Consider the following 15386-nt stretch of genomic DNA (forward strand, 5'->3'; position numbering starts at 1 on the left):
TGTCGATGTGCTGTGGGCGATGCTGCGTGACAAGAGGCTGTTCACCTCCGCCCCGTCGGTCACGCAGACGGCTTGACACGATCATTGAGATTCCTACCGGCAGATCCACGGCGAAAGGGCGCCATCACCGGGAAGTTCCGGTTAACCGCGCGGTGATCGCCGGGATAGCCTCGATGCATGGAACTAGGCGTCAACGTACCGAACTTCGGGCCGGGGACCGATCCCGGCGTGCTGCGCGAGTGGGCGCGGACGGTCGAGGGGCTGGGCTTCGACCTGCTCATGGTGTCGGACCACGTGGCCGTCACCCCCGACGTGGCCGAGCGGTACCCCGAGCCGTTCTACGAGCCGTTCACCGCGCTGTCCTGGCTGGCCGGCGTCACCAGCCGGGTGCGGCTCGGCACGACCGTGCTGGTGCTGCCCTACCGGCACCCCCTGCTGGTGGCCCGGATGGCCCGCAACCTGCAGGCGCTCAGCGGCGGGCGACTGGTTCTCGGGGTGGGCGTCGGCTGGGCGCGGCAGGAGTTCGACGCGCTCGGCGTGCCGTTCGCGGCCCGTGGACGGTTGACCGACGAGTACCTGACGGTGCTGCGCGAGGCGTGGCGGGCGGAGGGCGCGGACGGCGGCACCCCGATCCCGGTCTGGATCGGCGGCCACAGCGCGGCGGCGATCCGACGGGCCGTCAGGTTCGGCGACGCCTGGCACCCGCTGCGGCTCCCCCTGCCGACGATGCGCGAGGTGCTGGAGCGCCACGCGCTGCCCGGGTTCGCGCCCCGCGTCGCGCTGCGGATCACCGCCGCCCCGGTGGACGACCCCGCCCGGCCCGCCGGGGTCGGCAGTCTCGAACAGGTCCTCGACGACCTCGACCAGCTGCGACGGCTCGGCGCCGAAGCCGTCGTCCTCGACCCCTACCACGGCGATCCGCAGCAGACCCGCCGTCCGCAGCCGTCCTGGCAGGACCTCGCCGCCGTCGCCACCCACCTGAGGAGCACCCCGTGATCACCACCGCCGACGAGACCCTGCTGCGGCGCGCCGTCGCCCTCGCGGCCCGCGCGGTCGAGCTGGGCGACGCGCCGTACGGTTCGCTGCTGGCCGGCCCGGACGGCGAGGTCCTCGCCGAGGCGCACAACACGGTGCGCCGCGACGACGACATCACCGCCCACCCGGAGCTGAAGCTCGCCCGCTGGGCGGCCCGCGAGCTCGACCCGGAGACGGCGGCCCGCACCACCATGTACACCAGCTGCCAGCCGTGCGGGATGTGCGCGGGCGCCATCGTCCGCTCCGGTCTCGGCCGGGTCGTCCACGCGCTCGCCACCGAGCAGCTGGTCGCGCTCAACCCGGCGTCGGGCGCCTGGCCCGCGGTGGCGCAGGACGGCCCGGCCCTGTTCGAGGAGGCGCGGGTGCCGATCGAGGCCTACTACCGGTCGAGCTGACGGACCGTCAGGCAGGGTCGGGGCGGCCGCCCGATCCGGCGGTGAGACGCCTGCGCAGCGGTGATCCACGAGCTCGTACAATCCGGCGACCGCGTGCCCATACCGCTGCTACCAGGAGGAATCCATGTTCAAGGTCAACGAGTACTTCGACGGCACGGTGAAGTCGATCGCCTTCACCCAGGAGGCCGGCCCGGCGACCATCGGTGTGATGGCCCCCGGCTCGTACGAGTTCGGCACCGCCGCCCCGGAGACCATGCACGTGGTCAGCGGCGCCCTCACCGTGAAGCTGCCGGGCGCCGACGACTGGGAGACCTTCGCCGCCGGCTCGCACTTCGAGGTGCCCGGCGACAGCCGGTTCCAGCTCCAGGTCGCCGTCGACACCGCGTACCTCTGCGAGTACCGCTGACCCGTCGGCACCGCGTACCCCCGCGAGTACCGCTGACCTGCCCCGCACCCGGGACGCCCCCGCCGCCGGGCGGGTGACCTGCGGGTTCGTCGGCGCCGGGCGGGGGAACGGTGCGCGGGTGCGGATCAGCGGCCCGATGTTGGCGACCTCCAGCACCCGGCGGGTGTTCGACGCCGGGTGGGTGCTGGAGCGGAAACTCGACGGCATCCGGGCCCTGGCCGTCCGGGACGGCGACCGGGTGGAGCTGCGGTCGCGGACAGGTCAGCGGCTGGAGAGCGGCCACCCGGAGCTGGTGGCGGCGCTCGCCGCCCAGCCGGTGCCGCGCTTCGCAGTGGACGGCGAGATCGTCGCCCTGGAGGACGGCCGCACCAGCTTCGCTCGGCTGCAGCAGCGGATGGGCCTGCACGACCCGGTCCGGGCGCTGGCCACCGGCGTCGCGGTGACGTACTTCCTGTTCGACCTGCTCGCCCTGCAGGGCCACGACACCACCGGCCTGCCGCTCCTCGACCGCAAGCAACTCCTCGCCGAGGCGGTGGAGTTCGGCGGCCCGCTGCGCCTGACGGAGCACCGGCCCGCCGAGCCCGGGCAGCCCGTCCCGCTCGCCGAGGCGTGCGCGCGGGGCTGGGAGGGCCTGATCGCCAAGCGCGCCGACAGCCGCTACCTGCCGCAGCGCTCCGGCGACTGGCTGAAGCTCAAGTGCGAAGCCGGCCAGGAGTTCGTGGTCGGCGGCTACACCGACCCGGCGGGCAGCCGGGTCGGCTTCGGCGCGCTGCTGCTCGGTTACCACGAGCGCGGCCGGCTCCGCTACGCGGGCAAGGTCGGCACCGGCTTCGACACCCGCACGCTACACGCCCTGCACGACGCACTGCGCCGACTCGCCGTCCCCGCCAGCCCGTTCGACGAACCCGTCCCGCTGGCCACCCCGCACTGGACCCGTCCGGTCCTGGTGGTCCAGGTCGCCTTCACCGAGTGGACCCGCGAGGGCCGACTGCGCGCACCCCGCTACCAGGGCCTGCGCACCGACCGCCCGGCCACCGAGGTCGTCCGTGAGCAGGCCGGGCCCTCCCCCGACGAACCGTCAGCTGACAAGTCGTCAGGGCGCTGAGGAGCGGAGTGCCCGCGGCGCGACCTTGACGGCACCTGCACCTGCACCGGAACCGGGAGCCGTGATTCCCGGCGGTCGGGGGGTGCCGCGACGGCGCGGGCCACGGCAGACTGACGCCATGTCGATCTCTGCCCGGCCCGACCGGCCTCTGCTGCGGTTCTGGACGACGACCCGCGCCGACTTCTACGCCGATGGCCAGGCGGCCCGGTGGACCGCGCGGGCGGCCTGGCTGATGGTGACCGCTTCGGCGTGGCTGGTCCTGATGTTCACGGTGGTGTGGGGAGCGATGGTGGCCGGGGCGTCGACCGGCACGGTGGCCGTACTGGCGGTGGGCCTGACCTTCGCGCTGCCGGTCGTGTCGATCGTCGCCGTGACGTCCGGGCCGAGGGCCCGGCTGGGGGCGCCGGTGCTGACCGCGCTGGTGATGGGCGCCGTGGTGCTCGCCTTCTGGCTGAGCTGAGCTGCCGGTGGTGACCCGGCCCGGGCGCAGGCCTGACCGGGCCCGGGCACAGGCCTGACCGGGTAGCCCGGTGTGCCGGCTGACGTCACGCTGAAGGGGGGACGCGGCCACCTGCCTGCGGGCCGTGCGCGGAGAGGAGACCCGATGGACCCGACGCCCGTCGCGTGGGACCTGGTCGTGTCGGGGCCGGCCGACGCCCGGCAGACCGTGCTGCTGCTCCCCGGCGGGCTGAACTCCGCCCGGTCGTACGCCGAGCTGATGGCCGAGCCCGCGCTGTCCCGGGTCCGGCTGGTCGCCGCGACCCTGCCGGGACACTGCGGGACGGCGCCACCGGAGGACTTCACGGTCGGCACCCTGGCCCGGCACACCGCCCGGCTCGCCGTCGAGCGGTCCGCCGACGTGGTGGTGGGATTCAGCCTGGGCGCCACGGTCGCCCTCGACATGGCCGCGACCGGCGCGTTCACCGGCCCGATCGTGTTGCTGGGCATCAGCCTGTCGCCCGCCGACGAGCCCGCGTTCTTCCGGGCCGTCTGCCGTCTGGGCGACGTCCTCGGCCCGCTTCCCGCCGCAGCCCTGCTGAAGCTCATGGGCCCGGCCTCGAAAGGCATGCGCGTGCCCCGCGAGCGCCGGGCCGAACTGCTCGGCGACCTGCGGAAGAACGATCCGCGCACGGTCCGCGGGATTCTCCGCGGCTACCTGGACCACCTCCACGCGCACGAGCACCCGGCCGCACGCCTGTGTGCAGCCGACGTGCCGACCTGGCTCGTGCACGCGCAGAGGGGCGACGGCGGACTCACCGCCGCCGAACGACGCACGCTGGGGCGCTGCCCGCACGCCACCGTGGTCACCATCCCCGGCACCAGCTACTTCCTCCCCAACGAGGAGCCCCGACGCATCGCCGACATCGTCCTGGCCGCCCTGGCAGTCGCGGGACCGGGACCGGGACCGGCACCGGCACCGGCACCGGCACCGCGCTGAGGCCACCGTCGCCGACCGAGGCGATCAGGCGCTGCGCGTGCGGATCCCGCGGGTCAGCGAGGATGTCGGCACCCTCACCTGGACAACATCGGTTCGACCGGTGCGGGTGTGCGTTTGGCTGCGCGGCTGACGATCGCGGTCTCGACGTGGGTGATGCCGAGGCCGGTCAGGTCGCGCGAGAGGAAGCCGTACAGCGCCGCCAGGTCCGGGAAGTACGCGGCCGCGTGGAGGTTCGAGGGGCCCGAGGTCGCGAACGCGCCGTGCACCGCCGGGTGGTCGGCCAGCGCCTGCCCGGTGGCGGCGAGATGGTCGGGAGCCACCTGGAGCAGGAGCTTGGCCTCGATGGGCAGCCCGAGGCGGCGGGGGTCGACCAGCACCTGGGTGACCAGCCGGCCTTGCGCGGCCATCTGCGCGAGGCGCCGGCGCACCGTGCTCTCCGGGTGACCGGTGTGCGCGGCCAGAGCGGTCGCACTCAGCCGCGCATCGGGCGTGAGAGCGTCGACGAGGGACTGCTCCAGGGCGTCGGTGACGACGCCGTACGGTCCCTGTGACCCGGTCTCGCTCGCGCCGTGCACCGGCGCGTCCGGGCTGAGCGCCGCACGTTCGGGCCCGGTCAGCACGTGGTGGTGCCACTCGGAGGTGAGCCGGAAGACGTGCAGGATCGTGGCGCTCTCCACCGACGTCACCGCCTGGGTGGAGGGCAGTTGACGGAACACCAGCGGATCGCGTGAGCCCGGTTCGGTGCGGGCCACCGCGAAGATCTCGTCACCCGACGTGGTGACGTCGACGAACGGGATGTCCTCGCGGGCCGCGAGCGCCGCCACGATCGGGTCGAGCTTCCCGCGCAGGACCCGGATCCGCAGGAACAGCGCCCCGGCCGAGCCTCCGTTGCGCGGCCGGGCGACGGGTGAGATCACCACGCGTACGGTGCCGTCGGCCCCGAGCGCCTGGAGCCGGCGCCGCACGGTGGCGGGGCTGAGCCCCAGCGCCTGGGCCGCCCGCTCCGCCGTGAGCCGACCGTCGCACTGCAACGCGGCCACCAGCCGCTGATCCGTCAGGCTCAGTACGGAATTCGCCGATTCACGCGCCATGACGGCAAGTTTCGCCCATTCCCCCGCCCCGCGCAGCCCGTTCCGCGAACGGCTCGCCAAGGATGGAGTCGTCCGGTCCACCTCCGTTCCTGACGTCGCGTCAACGGACCCGAGCCACGAAAGGAGCATCCGATGATCCTCGACCCCCGCATCTGGTTCCCCGGCCTGACCGGCTGACCTCGCAGCACCTCCGGCCCGACCTCGCAGCACCTGCGGCGCCGCAGCGGCCGCCCCTGGCGACGGCCTGCGGAGCGGCGGCGTCGCAGACCCTCGCCCGTCACACACCCCACACCACCCGAGACCGGCACTCACCGCGGAGGTTCATGTGCCCACCACCGATCAACGGCAAGCGGTCCGCTTCGCCAGCGGCGACACCACCTGCGCCGCCTGGCACTACCCGGGGACCAACGGCGGCTGCGTGATCATGGCCGGCGGGACGTCCGTGACGAAGGAACCGGCGACGGACCAGTTCGCCGCCCGGTTCCACGACGCGGGGTTCGGTGTCCTCGCCTTCGACCACCGGCGGTTCGGCGGGAGCGGCGGCGCCCCGCGCCAGATCGTCCGCTTCGACGAGCAGGTGGCCGACTGGCACGCCGCCATCGGGTTCGCCGCCACCCTGCCCGGCGTCGACCCGGAGCGGATCGCCGTCTGGGGATTCTCCCTCGCGGGCGGGCACGCCTTCCGCGTCGCGGCCGACCACCCGCAGCTGGCCTGCGCGATCGCCCAGACCCCGCTGGCCGACGCCCGCGCGGTGGCTCCCCACGCGATGCGCTCGATGACGCCCCTCGCGATGGTGCGACTCCTCGGCCGGGGCGTCGCGGACGCGCTCGGCGGCCTGATGGGACGTCAGCCGCTGCTGGTCCCGACCGCCGGCCCGCGCGGTGCCGTCGCCTCGCTCACCACCGCCGACGCCATGGACGGCGACCTGGCCCTCGATCCCGATCGCCGCCACACCGGCTGGGAGCGGACGGTCGCCGCCCGCATCGCCCTGCAGATCGGCGGATACCGGCCCGGCCGCCACGCCTCGCGGATCCGGTGTCCGCTCCTGGTGGTCGTCTGCGACCAGGACCGGAGCGCACTCCCCGGCCCCGCCGTCCGCGCGGCCCGCAACGCACCGCACTCCGAGCTCGTCCGGCTGCCCGGCCGCCACTACGCGCCGTTCCTCGAGTCGCACGAACAGGCCGTCGAGGCGCAGCTCTCGTTCCTGACCAGGCATGCCGTCCGGGGCGCCGCGGGCTGAGTCGGCTCGGTCGCGGGCCGGATGTCACACTCCGGGACCTGCTGCGCTCTCAGGTTGCGCCACCTCGGCCCGTCAGATGCCGCGGGGCTCCACCGCATCCAGCAGCACAGGAGTGCACAATGATCATGATTACCGGCGCGACCGGAACCGTCGGCCGCGAGGTGGTGAGGCTACTGGCGGCCGAGGACGTCGAAGTCGCCGCGGTCAGCCGTCAGCCGTCCGTCGGAACGTTCCCCGACCGCGTCCGGCCGGTCGTCGGTGATCCCTCCGATCCGCGGTCGCTGGCGCCCGCGCTCGACGGTGTGCAGGCCCTCCTGCTCAGCCCCCGCGCGGTCGACGGCGCGGCCGCCGAACTGCTGGCGCTGGCCGCCGACCACGGTGTGCGGCATGTGGTGGTGCTGTCGGCGGTCACCGTCGAGTACGGCGGCGGATACCGGCGCTTCGCCGAGGAGTTCGCCCAGGTCGAGGCCGCGGCCAGGGCCTCGGGCCTGTCGTGGACGATCCTGCGCTGCGCCGACTTCGCCGCCAACACCCTGGTCTGGGCACCCCGGATCCGCGCGACCGGGTCCGCCCGGGGCGTGTACGGCGCGGCGGCCACCTCCCCCATCCACCAGCGGGACGTCGCCGAGGTCGCCGTCCGGGCGCTGCTGGACCCGTCCCACGCGGGCCGGTCCTACGCCCTCACCGGGCCGGAGTCGCTCACCCAGCACGACAAGGCCCGCCTCATCGGCTCGGCCATCGGCAGCGAGGTGTCCTTCGAAGAGGTCTCCCCCGAAGACCTGCGCCGAGCCCTGCTCGCCCAGCACCTGCCACCGGACGTCCCCGACCGCCTGATCGGCTACGCGGCCGCCTGCCTGGACGAACCGGGACCGACGACCGACACCGTCGCACACCTCCTGGGCCGCCCCGCCCTGACCTTCGCCACCTGGGCCGCCGACCACGCGGCCGCCTTCCGGAACTGAGGCCTTCATGCGAACCGACCGCGCCGCCGTCGCCCTACGCTTCGTCAGCCTCGTCCTCACCGGCGTGTTCGCCGGGTTCCTGGTCACGGTGCTCGTCCTCGAACTCTCACTGCGGCACTTCGACGGACCGGTCTACACCCAGGTGCGCCAGATCGAACTGCTGCACCTGGACGACCTCGCCACCGCCACCCTCCTGCCGGCCCTGGCGAGCACCGCGCTCCTCACCCTCACGACCCTCAGGACACGGGACCGCACCTTCCGGCTCACCGCGACGGCGGGCGCCCTGCTGCTGAGCGTCGTCGTCATCACCGTCCTCTTCAACCTCCCCGTCAACGCCGACCAACTGCACTGGACCGTACCGACCCCGCCCACGAACTGGACCGCCGTACGCGACCACTGGCAACTCGCCCACGCCGCCCGCACCGCCGCTGCCGTGATCGCGTTCGGACTCCTCGGCGCCGCCACGATGAGCACGCCCCATGGCGGCCGCCCCGATCGACTCCTGACGGCTACCTCTCGATGAAGGTCTTGGGCCGTGGCACGTCGACGCAGTACCTTTCGCCGTTGTAGCGGAAGCAGTACTGGCGTGTCGCCGGCAGCGACTGCGGCTCCTCGGTGTGCCGCGCCTCAACCTTGGGCGCGTCACCTCGACTTACCTCGATGCCGACCTCGCCGAGCCGCTGTTGGAGCTGATCGAAGGTCAGGGAGCTGGTCCGGTGGGTGGCCGCGAGCTGGCTCGCGAGTGCGGCTGCGGCCAGCACCGTGGTCCCCTCCACGTCCGGAGCGGGGTCCCCGCCGTGGATCGCCTTCCACAGCGCGATGATCCAGGCGACGTCGAGTTCGTGCAGGTACAACTCTTTGGTGTGTGCCATGGACCAGGTATAGGCCCGCCGGGTCGGCGATCCATGCCGACGCACACGAACGATCGGCGGATGTGACCTGTTCGGGCGAGGCCACTGGGCCGGCCGGGAGTTCCGCCCGCGCCCTCCCCGGCCGGAACACCCGTCAGATGAACGATTCGGTGCCGACCGCGACCGCTCAGTGCGCCGCCATCGGTTGCCGATTTCCCTTGGCCGTCCTGCTGTTGCCGGTCGTGCCGTGGCTCGATCGGGCGGCCGCCCGCCGTCGGCCCGCCGGCCGGGCCGGGGGTGTGGTGCCTCCGGCCCGGCTGATGGGGTGTCAGGCCGAGGGGCGGCGGCGCAGCCCGAGCAGGCCGAGGGCGGTGCCGACCAAGCCGACCACGATGCCGACCACGCCCAGGGTGCGGGCCGAGGAGTCGGAGGTGGACGTGGCGGGGGTGGCGGCCACCGGTGCGGCGCCCATGCCGTGGGAGTCGGAGCTGGTGGCGGCCTTGGTGAGGGTCAGCACCGGGGCGGGGTGCTGGGGTTCGGGCTGGCCGTCCTTGGCCTCCTCGATCCAACGCACGACGTTGCCGTCGTCGTAGGTCTGCAGGGCCTTGAAGACCAGCTTGTCGGTGTCGGTCGGCAGCGGGCCGAGCGAGACCTTGAACTCCTGGAACTGGCCGGGCACGATCTTCGCCGTGGCGTCCGCGGTCCAGGTGATCTTCGACACGGACTCGGTGATCTCGTCACCGTCGTCGGTCTTGAGCGGGGTCGCCAGCTTGGTCTTCTCGGCGACGGCGGTCCAGCCCGGGACGGGCTGCACCGACACCGACGCGACCGGGTGGTCGGCGGGCAGGTCGACCTCCAGCTTGGTGGTGGAGGCGCTGTCGCTCTCGTCCGGCACCCGGAACGCCACGGCGGTGTAGCCGCCCTGCGTGGCGGTGCCGGGCTGGACGGTGACGTGGGCGAAGGCCGGAACGGCGGCGGCGAGCACGGCGGACGCGGCCAGCGCGGCCGCGACGGAGAGCCGGCGGACAGTGGAAGTGCGCATGCGGGAATCCCCTCCTGGGGAAGCGGGAACGGCACCCGTGGCCCGGCCGGTACGGCGGGGCAGGGGGGCGCGGGCAGACTGGACGGCCCACGGTCGACCGGCCCGGAACGGACCGGCGTCGACGGCGGGCGGCACGCAGCGGGCGGCAGCCGGTCCCGGACGCGAACGGCCCGGCGCTACGGCTGCACGAACTCCGCTCCCGCGAACGGCGGACCGCGCCGGACCACCGTGTCCCAGATCGCCAGGGCCCCGAGCGCGCAACCGTCCCGGCGCACGAGGGGAGCCGCCGCCACCGGCCACCGGACGGGGTGCTCGACGAGCGCCGCCAGCAGGGCGGCGAACCGCCGGACCCACCGACGCGCGTGCGTCCGCACCCGCCGGGCCGATCCGAGCAGCCGCCACAGCGCCACCTCGACCCGGTGCAGCACGGCGCCGACGGCGACCGCCGCGGCCAGGTGCGCCGGCAGCATGCCGGCCGACAGGCCCGCCCCACCTGCCACGTGACCGAGGTGACGGCCCGTCACCACCGAGGCCGGGCCGGACCCGACCTGCGGAGCCGGCGGCGTCGCGGCGAGCTGGAACAGCAGGTGGAACACCAGCTGCCCGACGACCGTCGCCCCGAGGATCACGACCGGACCGCGACGACGGCCGGCCGCGAGCGCGGCACCGGAGAACAGGAACAGCCACCCCGCCCCGATCGCCGCCCACCCGACCCCACCGCAGGCGGCGACATGCCCGACCGAGCCCAGCGTCGCACTCGTCCCCGCGAACGCCGCGGCACGCACCAACCGCACACCGGACGCGGCCGTGCGCGGTTCGTCGGGGCGAGGAGTCGTCAGCATGGCGGGCCCATTCTGACACCACCCCGACCCGCCGGACCCCCGCTCGTGCGCACCGATGCCATCGCCGGACCGACCGCCGCACCCCGAGACCGCCGGGTCCTCCGTCCCGGTCCGCATCGGCCGACGGACCGTCAGCCCAGGGTGGTGAGGAGGGTGTTGAGCGCCCGGTCCTCGGTGGCCTTGTCCGGGTGCGAGGCGCGCAGCGCTTGGAGGACCTGGTCGATCTGGCCGTCGAGGACGTTCCACGCCTGCTTGTTCATGGGCTGGAGGGTGTCCTGGTCGTCGTCCCAGGCGGTCTCGAGGTCCTTCACCCGGCGGGTCGCGGCGGCCTGGGCACCCGAGTCGACCTTCGCCAGCGTGTCGGCCGCGATGGTGCGGAACTTCGCGATCTCGGCCGGCGGGAACGCCGCCGGTGCCTGGCCGGGCGCGAGCGAGGCCGCCGCGGGCGCGGGTCCCTCGGCCTCGGCGGCGGGCGCGTCGTGCGGCTGCTGGTGCGCCCACACGAGCAGCCCGGCGGTCGCCGCCGCCACGAGCGCGAAGTAGCCGAGCATGATCCGCTCCCGCGCCGGGTCGGCCGTCCGGGCGGGGGCCTGGCCGTCCGCCGCGATGACGTCGCTGTGGCTGCGCGTGAGGTGGAAGACCGTGGCGAGGATCGCGACCAGGAAGACCACACTGGTGACCGCCGTGCCCAGGCCCAGGCCGCCGTCCGTGTCCGGCGAGGCGAGCCAGTCGCCGAGGTTGGCGCCCAGCGGCCGGGTGAGGACGTACGCCAGCCAGAACGAGAGCACCACGCCGGCGCCCAGGCGCCACGCGAGGACGATCGAGGCGATCAGCCCGAGCGGGAGCAGCACCGAGACGCCGGGGGTCCAGCCGGTCAGCTCCAGGGTCCAGTCGCCGACCGCGGTGCCCAGGGCGAAGGTCACCAGGACCGCGAGCCAGTAGAACAGCTCGCGGGAGCGGGTGACGATGCTGTGGATCGACAGCGTCCGCTCGCGCGCGAACCAGACCCCGAAGACCACGGCGAGCACACCGGCGAACACGCCGCTGCTCACCGCGAGGGGGACGCCCTGGCTGTCGGTGAGGATGTCCGTGTAGAGGGTGCCGGTCACGCTCAGGACCACGACGGTGAGCCAGTACACGACCGGGACGTAGCGCTTGGTGCTGAGCTGCCAGCCCAGGGCGCCGGCGAGCACGGCGGTGAAGATGAGTGACGTGTTGATCAGGCCGACACCGAGGGTCGTGTTGATCCAGTCGGCGAAGCTCTCGCCGACCGTGGTGCAGAGGATCTTGATGACCCAGAACCAGATCGTGACCTCGGGAACCTTGTTGAGCATCTGGCGCCCGAGCGACGCGGCCTCGGATCGCTCCATGGTGGATGACATGCCCCACACGCTGACACGCGCGACCTGTACGTAGCCTGACTGCCGCGGTGCCGCCTGCGCCATCACGACGCCACCGTCACGTCCGGCCTCCGCCTCGCCCGTCTCTCGGACGCCGACCGAATCGCCGCCCGGGACCGGCCCCGCGTACGAGCGGTCGCCGATCACCCGTCAGCCCGGCAGGCTGACGTCGAACCGGCCGCCGCCCCCTCCCGCCACGCCCACCACGTCGCCGCCCGCCTGCCGGGCCAGTCGCCGGGCCAGCGCGAGGCCCAGTCCCGCGCCGCCGTGCCCGTCACCGGGATCGGCGCGAAACCCCGGTTCGAACACCGCTTGCTCGATGTCGTCCACCTGCGCCGGGAGTCCGGGACCGTCGTCGAGCACGCTGATCCGCACTCCCGGGCCCTCGGCCGCGACCACCAGCGTGACCTCGCCGCGGGCATGGCGCAGGGCGTTCTCCACCAACGGCGCGAGGATCCGCTCGATCAACGCCGCGGGTACGGCCGCCGTCCGCCCGGCCGCGGACTCCGCGCGGAGGACGGCGACCGACGGGCCGGCCCCACCACGTCCCGCCCCGCTCGCCAGCCGCTCCAGGACGGGCACCACCGCGGTGGCCGCCGGGACGACGGCGGCGCCCGGGCGTGCGGTGCTGAGCAGGGTGTGGCAGATCTCCTGCATGACGGTCGCGTCGCGGGCGATGGCCCGATGGGTGCGGGCGAGGTCGGCGGCGTCGCGCGGACGGCGAAGGAGCCACTCCGTCTCGGCGGCGATCCGGGCCAGCGGGGTGCGCAGCTCGTGCGAGAGCTCGTTCGAGAGCTGCTGCTCGTGCCGTACCTGCACCGCGATGCGGTCCAGGAGTGCGTCCAAGTGCCCTGCCAGGGCGGCCAGTTCGGGAGGACGAGGCGAGCTGCCGAAGCGCCGGGCGAGGTCGCTGCCGCTCCAGGCCGCCGCCTGCTCGCTCATCGCGGTCACCGGGCGCAGCGCCCGGCGGACCATGCGCCGGGCCAGGACGTGGATGCCGACGAGCAGCAGCAGCCCGAGCACGACCGATCCGGCGAGTGCGGTGTCGGCGATCGCCCGGTAGGGGCTGGTGGAGAGCGCGGTCACCACCGTTCCCGCGCGCCGGCCGCCGTCGACGACCGGCACCGCGTAGAGCCGGTGCGCACCGCGGTCCGCCAGCCGGGGCGCCGTCGCCTGCCCGGCCAACGCCCGCGCGTCGGCGTCGAGTTCGGCCCCGGCGCCGGGCTGTTCGACCGGCCGGTCCCCGTCGAAGATCCACACCCCGGCGTCGAGGGCGGTGTCGTCGGCCGGGTCGCGGACCTGCAGCCCCTCGGGCCGTACCTCGACGGTCGCGAGGACCGCCTCGGCCCTGGTCCGCAGGACGTCGTCGGCCTGGGCGTGCAGCTGCGAGCCGAGCAGGGCGTTGAACGCGACGGTAGCCACGGCGATCCACACCACGCTGGCGGCCGTCGCCGCCCGGGCCAGGCGGCCGCGCAACGTCGGCGGGCCCGACACACCGCGCTGCGTCGCCGGGCCGAACCTGCCGCGCAACGCTCGCGGGCCGAACACACCGCGCAGCGCCGCCGGGCCGGACACGCGCTTCACGCGAGCCGGTAGCCGACGCCGCGCACGGTGGAGATGCCCGTGCTCGCCCCCGCACGGTGCAGCTTGCGGCGCAGCCGGGCCAGGTACTGGTCGAGCGTGTTGTCGCTGACGATCGCGCCCTCCGGCCAGCCCGCGCGTGCCAGCGCCTGACGCCGGGTCACCGCGCCGGGGGCACCGGCCAGCAGGCAGCCCAGCAGCCGGAACTCGGTGGGCGTCAGCGGCACCGCGCCGGCCGGGCCCTCGATGACGTGCCGGACCGGGTCCAGGCGCAGCCCGCCGGTCTCCAGCGCCGCGTCCACGCCCGCCCGGCGCAGCACCGCCCGCAGCCGGGCGGCGAGTTCGGCGATGTGGAACGGTTTCGGCAGGTAGTCGTCGGCGCCGGCGGCGAACCCGGAGAGCCGGTTCACGAGCCCGTCGTAGGCGGTCAGGAACACCACCGGAACCCGCACCCCCCGCGCACGCATCGCCTGGCACACGTCCCGCCCGTCGGAGTCCGGCAGCCCGATGTCGAGCACGACGGCGTCCACGTCCGCGCCGACCAGGCGCAGCGCACCGGCCCCGTCCACCGCGGTCATGACGTCGAAGCTCTCCTCCCGCAGGCCCCGCGCGAGGATGCCCCGCAGGCCGGCGTCGTCCTCGACGACCAGGATCCGATGTGCAGTCACCGATCCAGTATCACCACGGCGCGACCCGCCCCCGGCGCATGCTCAGCTCACCTTCAGGTTCGGAGCCGGACGGTCTGCCGACGGGGTTGTTTCGGCGCCGCCGCTCTGCACGATGGTGCCGTCCTCGACGCCGGACCGCAGCGACCACAACTGCCTGGACCGCCACCCGTTCTACCCACGGGACTGCCGACGGTCGGACGTGCCGGCCACGGCCGCCTCCGGGGCTGCCCCGCATCGGTGAACGGGAACGACCGCCGTCACAGGCGCTGGAGCCCACCGGCCCCGGGAAGCGATGGCCAGTCGGTGGCCGGCCCCCGCCCGGGTCGGTGCGCAGGTCAGTTGACGGTGAAGGTGGCGGTCATGCCCTTGTCCGCGTGGGTGCCGAGGCCGCACTTGAGGGTGTAGGTGCCGGGCACGGTGAGGGTGACGACGGCCTCGCCCTTCTGGCCGCGCCCGACCGGTGCGACCTCGCCGATCTCCTTGCCGTCCGGGCCGAAGACCTCCAGCTCGTGCTCGACCGAGCCCTTGTTCTCCAGCGTGAACGCGATCCGCTCGCCGACCTTGGCGGCGAGCTTGTCCATGCCGTCGAACTCGAGCTCGTACTCCTTGGCCTCGACCTCCACCTCGCGGTCGGGGGCGGCGCTCACCGAGGGACTCGGCTGCGCGGTGGCGCTCGCCGCCGCGGAGGCGGTCGGAGAACCGGTGGGAGAGGCGGCGGGAGATCCGGTGGCCGCGCTCGGGCCGGCCGCGTCGCCCTGCACGGTGATCCGCTTGCGGATGCCGTCGCCGGTCTGGCCGGGCTTGCAGGCGATCTCGTACGTACCGGGCGCCAGCTTGACCGGCATGTCGCGGGAGGTGCCGGGGCCGATGTTCTCCACCTCGGTCACCACCTTGGTGAAGGTGTCCTTCTGCTCGCCGTAGACGTAGACCTCGGTGGCGCGGCCGCCCTTGTTGTGGATGGCGAAGGTGACGTCGCCGGCCTGGAAGTCGGTCCCGGCTATCTCGCAGGCGGTGTCGGTCGCGTTGATCGCGACCTTGCCGGCATCCGCGGAGGAGGACGCGGTCTTGCCGTTGCCGCCGCAGGCGGCGACGAGCGGGAGGGCGAGCAGCGCGGCCGCGAGGACGGGCAGGGCACGGGGGGAGCGCACGGGGTTTCTCCAGGTGGCGACGGGTGAGGGTCTCGGGGACGGGCCACCGGCTGACGGCCCGTGACGGTGAGCACCGCGCCGGACTCTAGAGTAGTTAAGCCTTACCTAACAAGTTACCGAGCGTTAGGTCTGCCATGCATCTGCCCATCCCGAGTGCACCGCCGAGCAGCTGCCCGGGACGG

General features: G+C 74.0%; 17 protein-coding genes. 9 read left to right on the forward strand and 8 right to left on the reverse strand.

Annotation, left to right across the window (positions count from 1 at the left end):
- Nucleotides 1-177 precede the first annotated feature (177 nt).
- The 6 genes from ACWD4U_RS25270 (at nucleotide 178) to ACWD4U_RS25295 (ending at nucleotide 4379) form a co-directional block, all read left to right on the forward strand.
- Nucleotides 178-996 (forward strand): LLM class flavin-dependent oxidoreductase, encoded by an 819-nt coding sequence (locus tag ACWD4U_RS25270; RefSeq protein WP_363461655.1) that lies wholly within the window; start codon nucleotides 178-180, stop codon nucleotides 994-996.
- A complete protein-coding gene (locus ACWD4U_RS25275; RefSeq protein WP_363461657.1) occupies nucleotides 993-1430 on the forward strand; it encodes a nucleoside deaminase in 438 nt (145 codons plus the stop codon). The genes ACWD4U_RS25270 and ACWD4U_RS25275 overlap by 4 nt, the downstream gene beginning before the upstream one ends.
- Nucleotides 1431-1554: 124 nt before the next feature.
- On the forward strand, nucleotides 1555-1836 hold the full coding sequence (gene ppnP / locus ACWD4U_RS25280; RefSeq protein WP_363461659.1) for a pyrimidine/purine nucleoside phosphorylase: 282 nt from the start codon (nucleotides 1555-1557) through the stop codon (nucleotides 1834-1836).
- Between the two features lie 136 nt (nucleotides 1837-1972).
- Entirely contained in the window at nucleotides 1973-2941 is a 969-nt protein-coding gene (ligD, locus tag ACWD4U_RS25285) for a non-homologous end-joining DNA ligase (protein ID WP_363461661.1), read from the forward strand.
- A gap of 118 nt (nucleotides 2942-3059) precedes the next feature.
- Complete coding sequence (locus ACWD4U_RS25290; protein WP_363461663.1) at nucleotides 3060-3401, forward strand: hypothetical protein; 342 nt, start codon at nucleotides 3060-3062, stop codon at nucleotides 3399-3401.
- Nucleotides 3402-3545: 144 nt separating this feature from the next.
- Nucleotides 3546-4379, forward strand: coding sequence for an alpha/beta fold hydrolase (locus ACWD4U_RS25295; protein WP_363461665.1), 834 nt, complete (start codon nucleotides 3546-3548; stop codon nucleotides 4377-4379).
- A 74-nt stretch (nucleotides 4380-4453) separates the two neighbouring features.
- Here ACWD4U_RS25295 and ACWD4U_RS25300 read toward each other — a convergent pair whose 3' ends face one another.
- The gene (locus tag ACWD4U_RS25300) at nucleotides 4454-5470 is read right to left on the reverse strand and encodes an Lrp/AsnC family transcriptional regulator (protein WP_363461667.1); all 1017 of its coding nucleotides are present in this window, start codon (nucleotides 5468-5470) and stop codon (nucleotides 4454-4456) included.
- 325 nt (nucleotides 5471-5795) lie between these two features.
- Between ACWD4U_RS25300 and ACWD4U_RS25305 the strand changes: the two genes are divergently transcribed.
- The 3 genes from ACWD4U_RS25305 (at nucleotide 5796) to ACWD4U_RS25315 (ending at nucleotide 8195) form a co-directional block, all read left to right on the forward strand.
- Nucleotides 5796-6710 (forward strand): alpha/beta hydrolase, encoded by a 915-nt coding sequence (locus ACWD4U_RS25305; RefSeq protein ID WP_363461669.1) that lies wholly within the window; start codon nucleotides 5796-5798, stop codon nucleotides 6708-6710.
- Between the two features lie 119 nt (nucleotides 6711-6829).
- Nucleotides 6830-7672, forward strand: coding sequence for an NAD(P)H-binding protein (locus ACWD4U_RS25310; protein WP_363461671.1), 843 nt, complete (start codon nucleotides 6830-6832; stop codon nucleotides 7670-7672).
- A 7-nt stretch (nucleotides 7673-7679) separates the two neighbouring features.
- The gene (locus ACWD4U_RS25315) at nucleotides 7680-8195 is read left to right on the forward strand and encodes an anthrone oxygenase family protein (protein ID WP_363461673.1); all 516 of its coding nucleotides are present in this window, start codon (nucleotides 7680-7682) and stop codon (nucleotides 8193-8195) included.
- On the opposite strand, the gene ACWD4U_RS25320 is transcribed toward ACWD4U_RS25315, so the two are convergent.
- From ACWD4U_RS25320 to ACWD4U_RS25350, 7 genes are all read right to left on the reverse strand, one after another.
- A complete protein-coding gene (locus tag ACWD4U_RS25320) occupies nucleotides 8182-8544 on the reverse strand; it encodes a hypothetical protein (RefSeq protein ID WP_363461675.1) in 363 nt (120 codons plus the stop codon). The genes ACWD4U_RS25315 and ACWD4U_RS25320 overlap by 14 nt on opposite strands.
- Nucleotides 8545-8851: 307 nt before the next feature.
- A complete protein-coding gene (locus tag ACWD4U_RS25325; protein ID WP_363461677.1) occupies nucleotides 8852-9565 on the reverse strand; it encodes a YcnI family protein in 714 nt (237 codons plus the stop codon).
- 176 nt (nucleotides 9566-9741) lie between these two features.
- Nucleotides 9742-10407, reverse strand: a complete 666-nt coding sequence (locus tag ACWD4U_RS25330) for a hypothetical protein (RefSeq protein ID WP_363461679.1) — start codon at nucleotides 10405-10407, stop codon at nucleotides 9742-9744.
- A 131-nt stretch (nucleotides 10408-10538) separates the two neighbouring features.
- Nucleotides 10539-11789, reverse strand: coding sequence for a COG4705 family protein (locus tag ACWD4U_RS25335; protein WP_363461681.1), 1251 nt, complete (start codon nucleotides 11787-11789; stop codon nucleotides 10539-10541).
- A 168-nt stretch (nucleotides 11790-11957) separates the two neighbouring features.
- A complete protein-coding gene (locus ACWD4U_RS25340) occupies nucleotides 11958-13229 on the reverse strand; it encodes a HAMP domain-containing sensor histidine kinase (RefSeq protein ID WP_363461683.1) in 1272 nt (423 codons plus the stop codon).
- A 158-nt stretch (nucleotides 13230-13387) separates the two neighbouring features.
- Complete coding sequence (locus ACWD4U_RS25345; protein WP_363461685.1) at nucleotides 13388-14056, reverse strand: response regulator transcription factor; 669 nt, start codon at nucleotides 14054-14056, stop codon at nucleotides 13388-13390.
- A gap of 335 nt (nucleotides 14057-14391) precedes the next feature.
- On the reverse strand, nucleotides 14392-15204 hold the full coding sequence (locus ACWD4U_RS25350; RefSeq protein WP_363461687.1) for a cupredoxin domain-containing protein: 813 nt from the start codon (nucleotides 15202-15204) through the stop codon (nucleotides 14392-14394).
- Between the last annotated feature and the right edge of the window lie 182 nt (nucleotides 15205-15386).

Source organism: Kitasatospora sp. NPDC002522 (genome assembly GCF_053595195.1).

What these genes read in the sequence shown, in the direction of transcription:
- ACWD4U_RS25270 (WP_363461655.1), top strand. Translation starts at nt 178, where the DNA reads ATGGAACTAGGCGTCAACGTACCGAACTTCGGGCCGGGGACCGATCCC.
- ppnP (WP_363461659.1), top strand. Translation starts at nt 1,555, where the DNA reads ATGTTCAAGGTCAACGAGTACTTCGACGGCACGGTGAAGTCGATCGCC.
- ligD (WP_363461661.1), top strand. Translation starts at nt 1,973, where the DNA reads ATGTTGGCGACCTCCAGCACCCGGCGGGTGTTCGACGCCGGGTGGGTG.
- ACWD4U_RS25290 (WP_363461663.1), top strand. Translation starts at nt 3,060, where the DNA reads ATGTCGATCTCTGCCCGGCCCGACCGGCCTCTGCTGCGGTTCTGGACG.
- ACWD4U_RS25295 (WP_363461665.1), top strand. Translation starts at nt 3,546, where the DNA reads ATGGACCCGACGCCCGTCGCGTGGGACCTGGTCGTGTCGGGGCCGGCC.
- ACWD4U_RS25300 (WP_363461667.1), bottom strand. Translation starts at nt 5,470, where the DNA reads ATGGCGCGTGAATCGGCGAATTCCGTACTGAGCCTGACGGATCAGCGG.
- ACWD4U_RS25310 (WP_363461671.1), top strand. Translation starts at nt 6,830, where the DNA reads ATGATCATGATTACCGGCGCGACCGGAACCGTCGGCCGCGAGGTGGTG.
- ACWD4U_RS25315 (WP_363461673.1), top strand. Translation starts at nt 7,680, where the DNA reads ATGCGAACCGACCGCGCCGCCGTCGCCCTACGCTTCGTCAGCCTCGTC.
- ACWD4U_RS25320 (WP_363461675.1), bottom strand. Translation starts at nt 8,544, where the DNA reads ATGGCACACACCAAAGAGTTGTACCTGCACGAACTCGACGTCGCCTGG.
- ACWD4U_RS25325 (WP_363461677.1), bottom strand. Translation starts at nt 9,565, where the DNA reads ATGCGCACTTCCACTGTCCGCCGGCTCTCCGTCGCGGCCGCGCTGGCC.
- ACWD4U_RS25330 (WP_363461679.1), bottom strand. Translation starts at nt 10,407, where the DNA reads ATGCTGACGACTCCTCGCCCCGACGAACCGCGCACGGCCGCGTCCGGT.
- ACWD4U_RS25335 (WP_363461681.1), bottom strand. Translation starts at nt 11,789, where the DNA reads ATGTCATCCACCATGGAGCGATCCGAGGCCGCGTCGCTCGGGCGCCAG.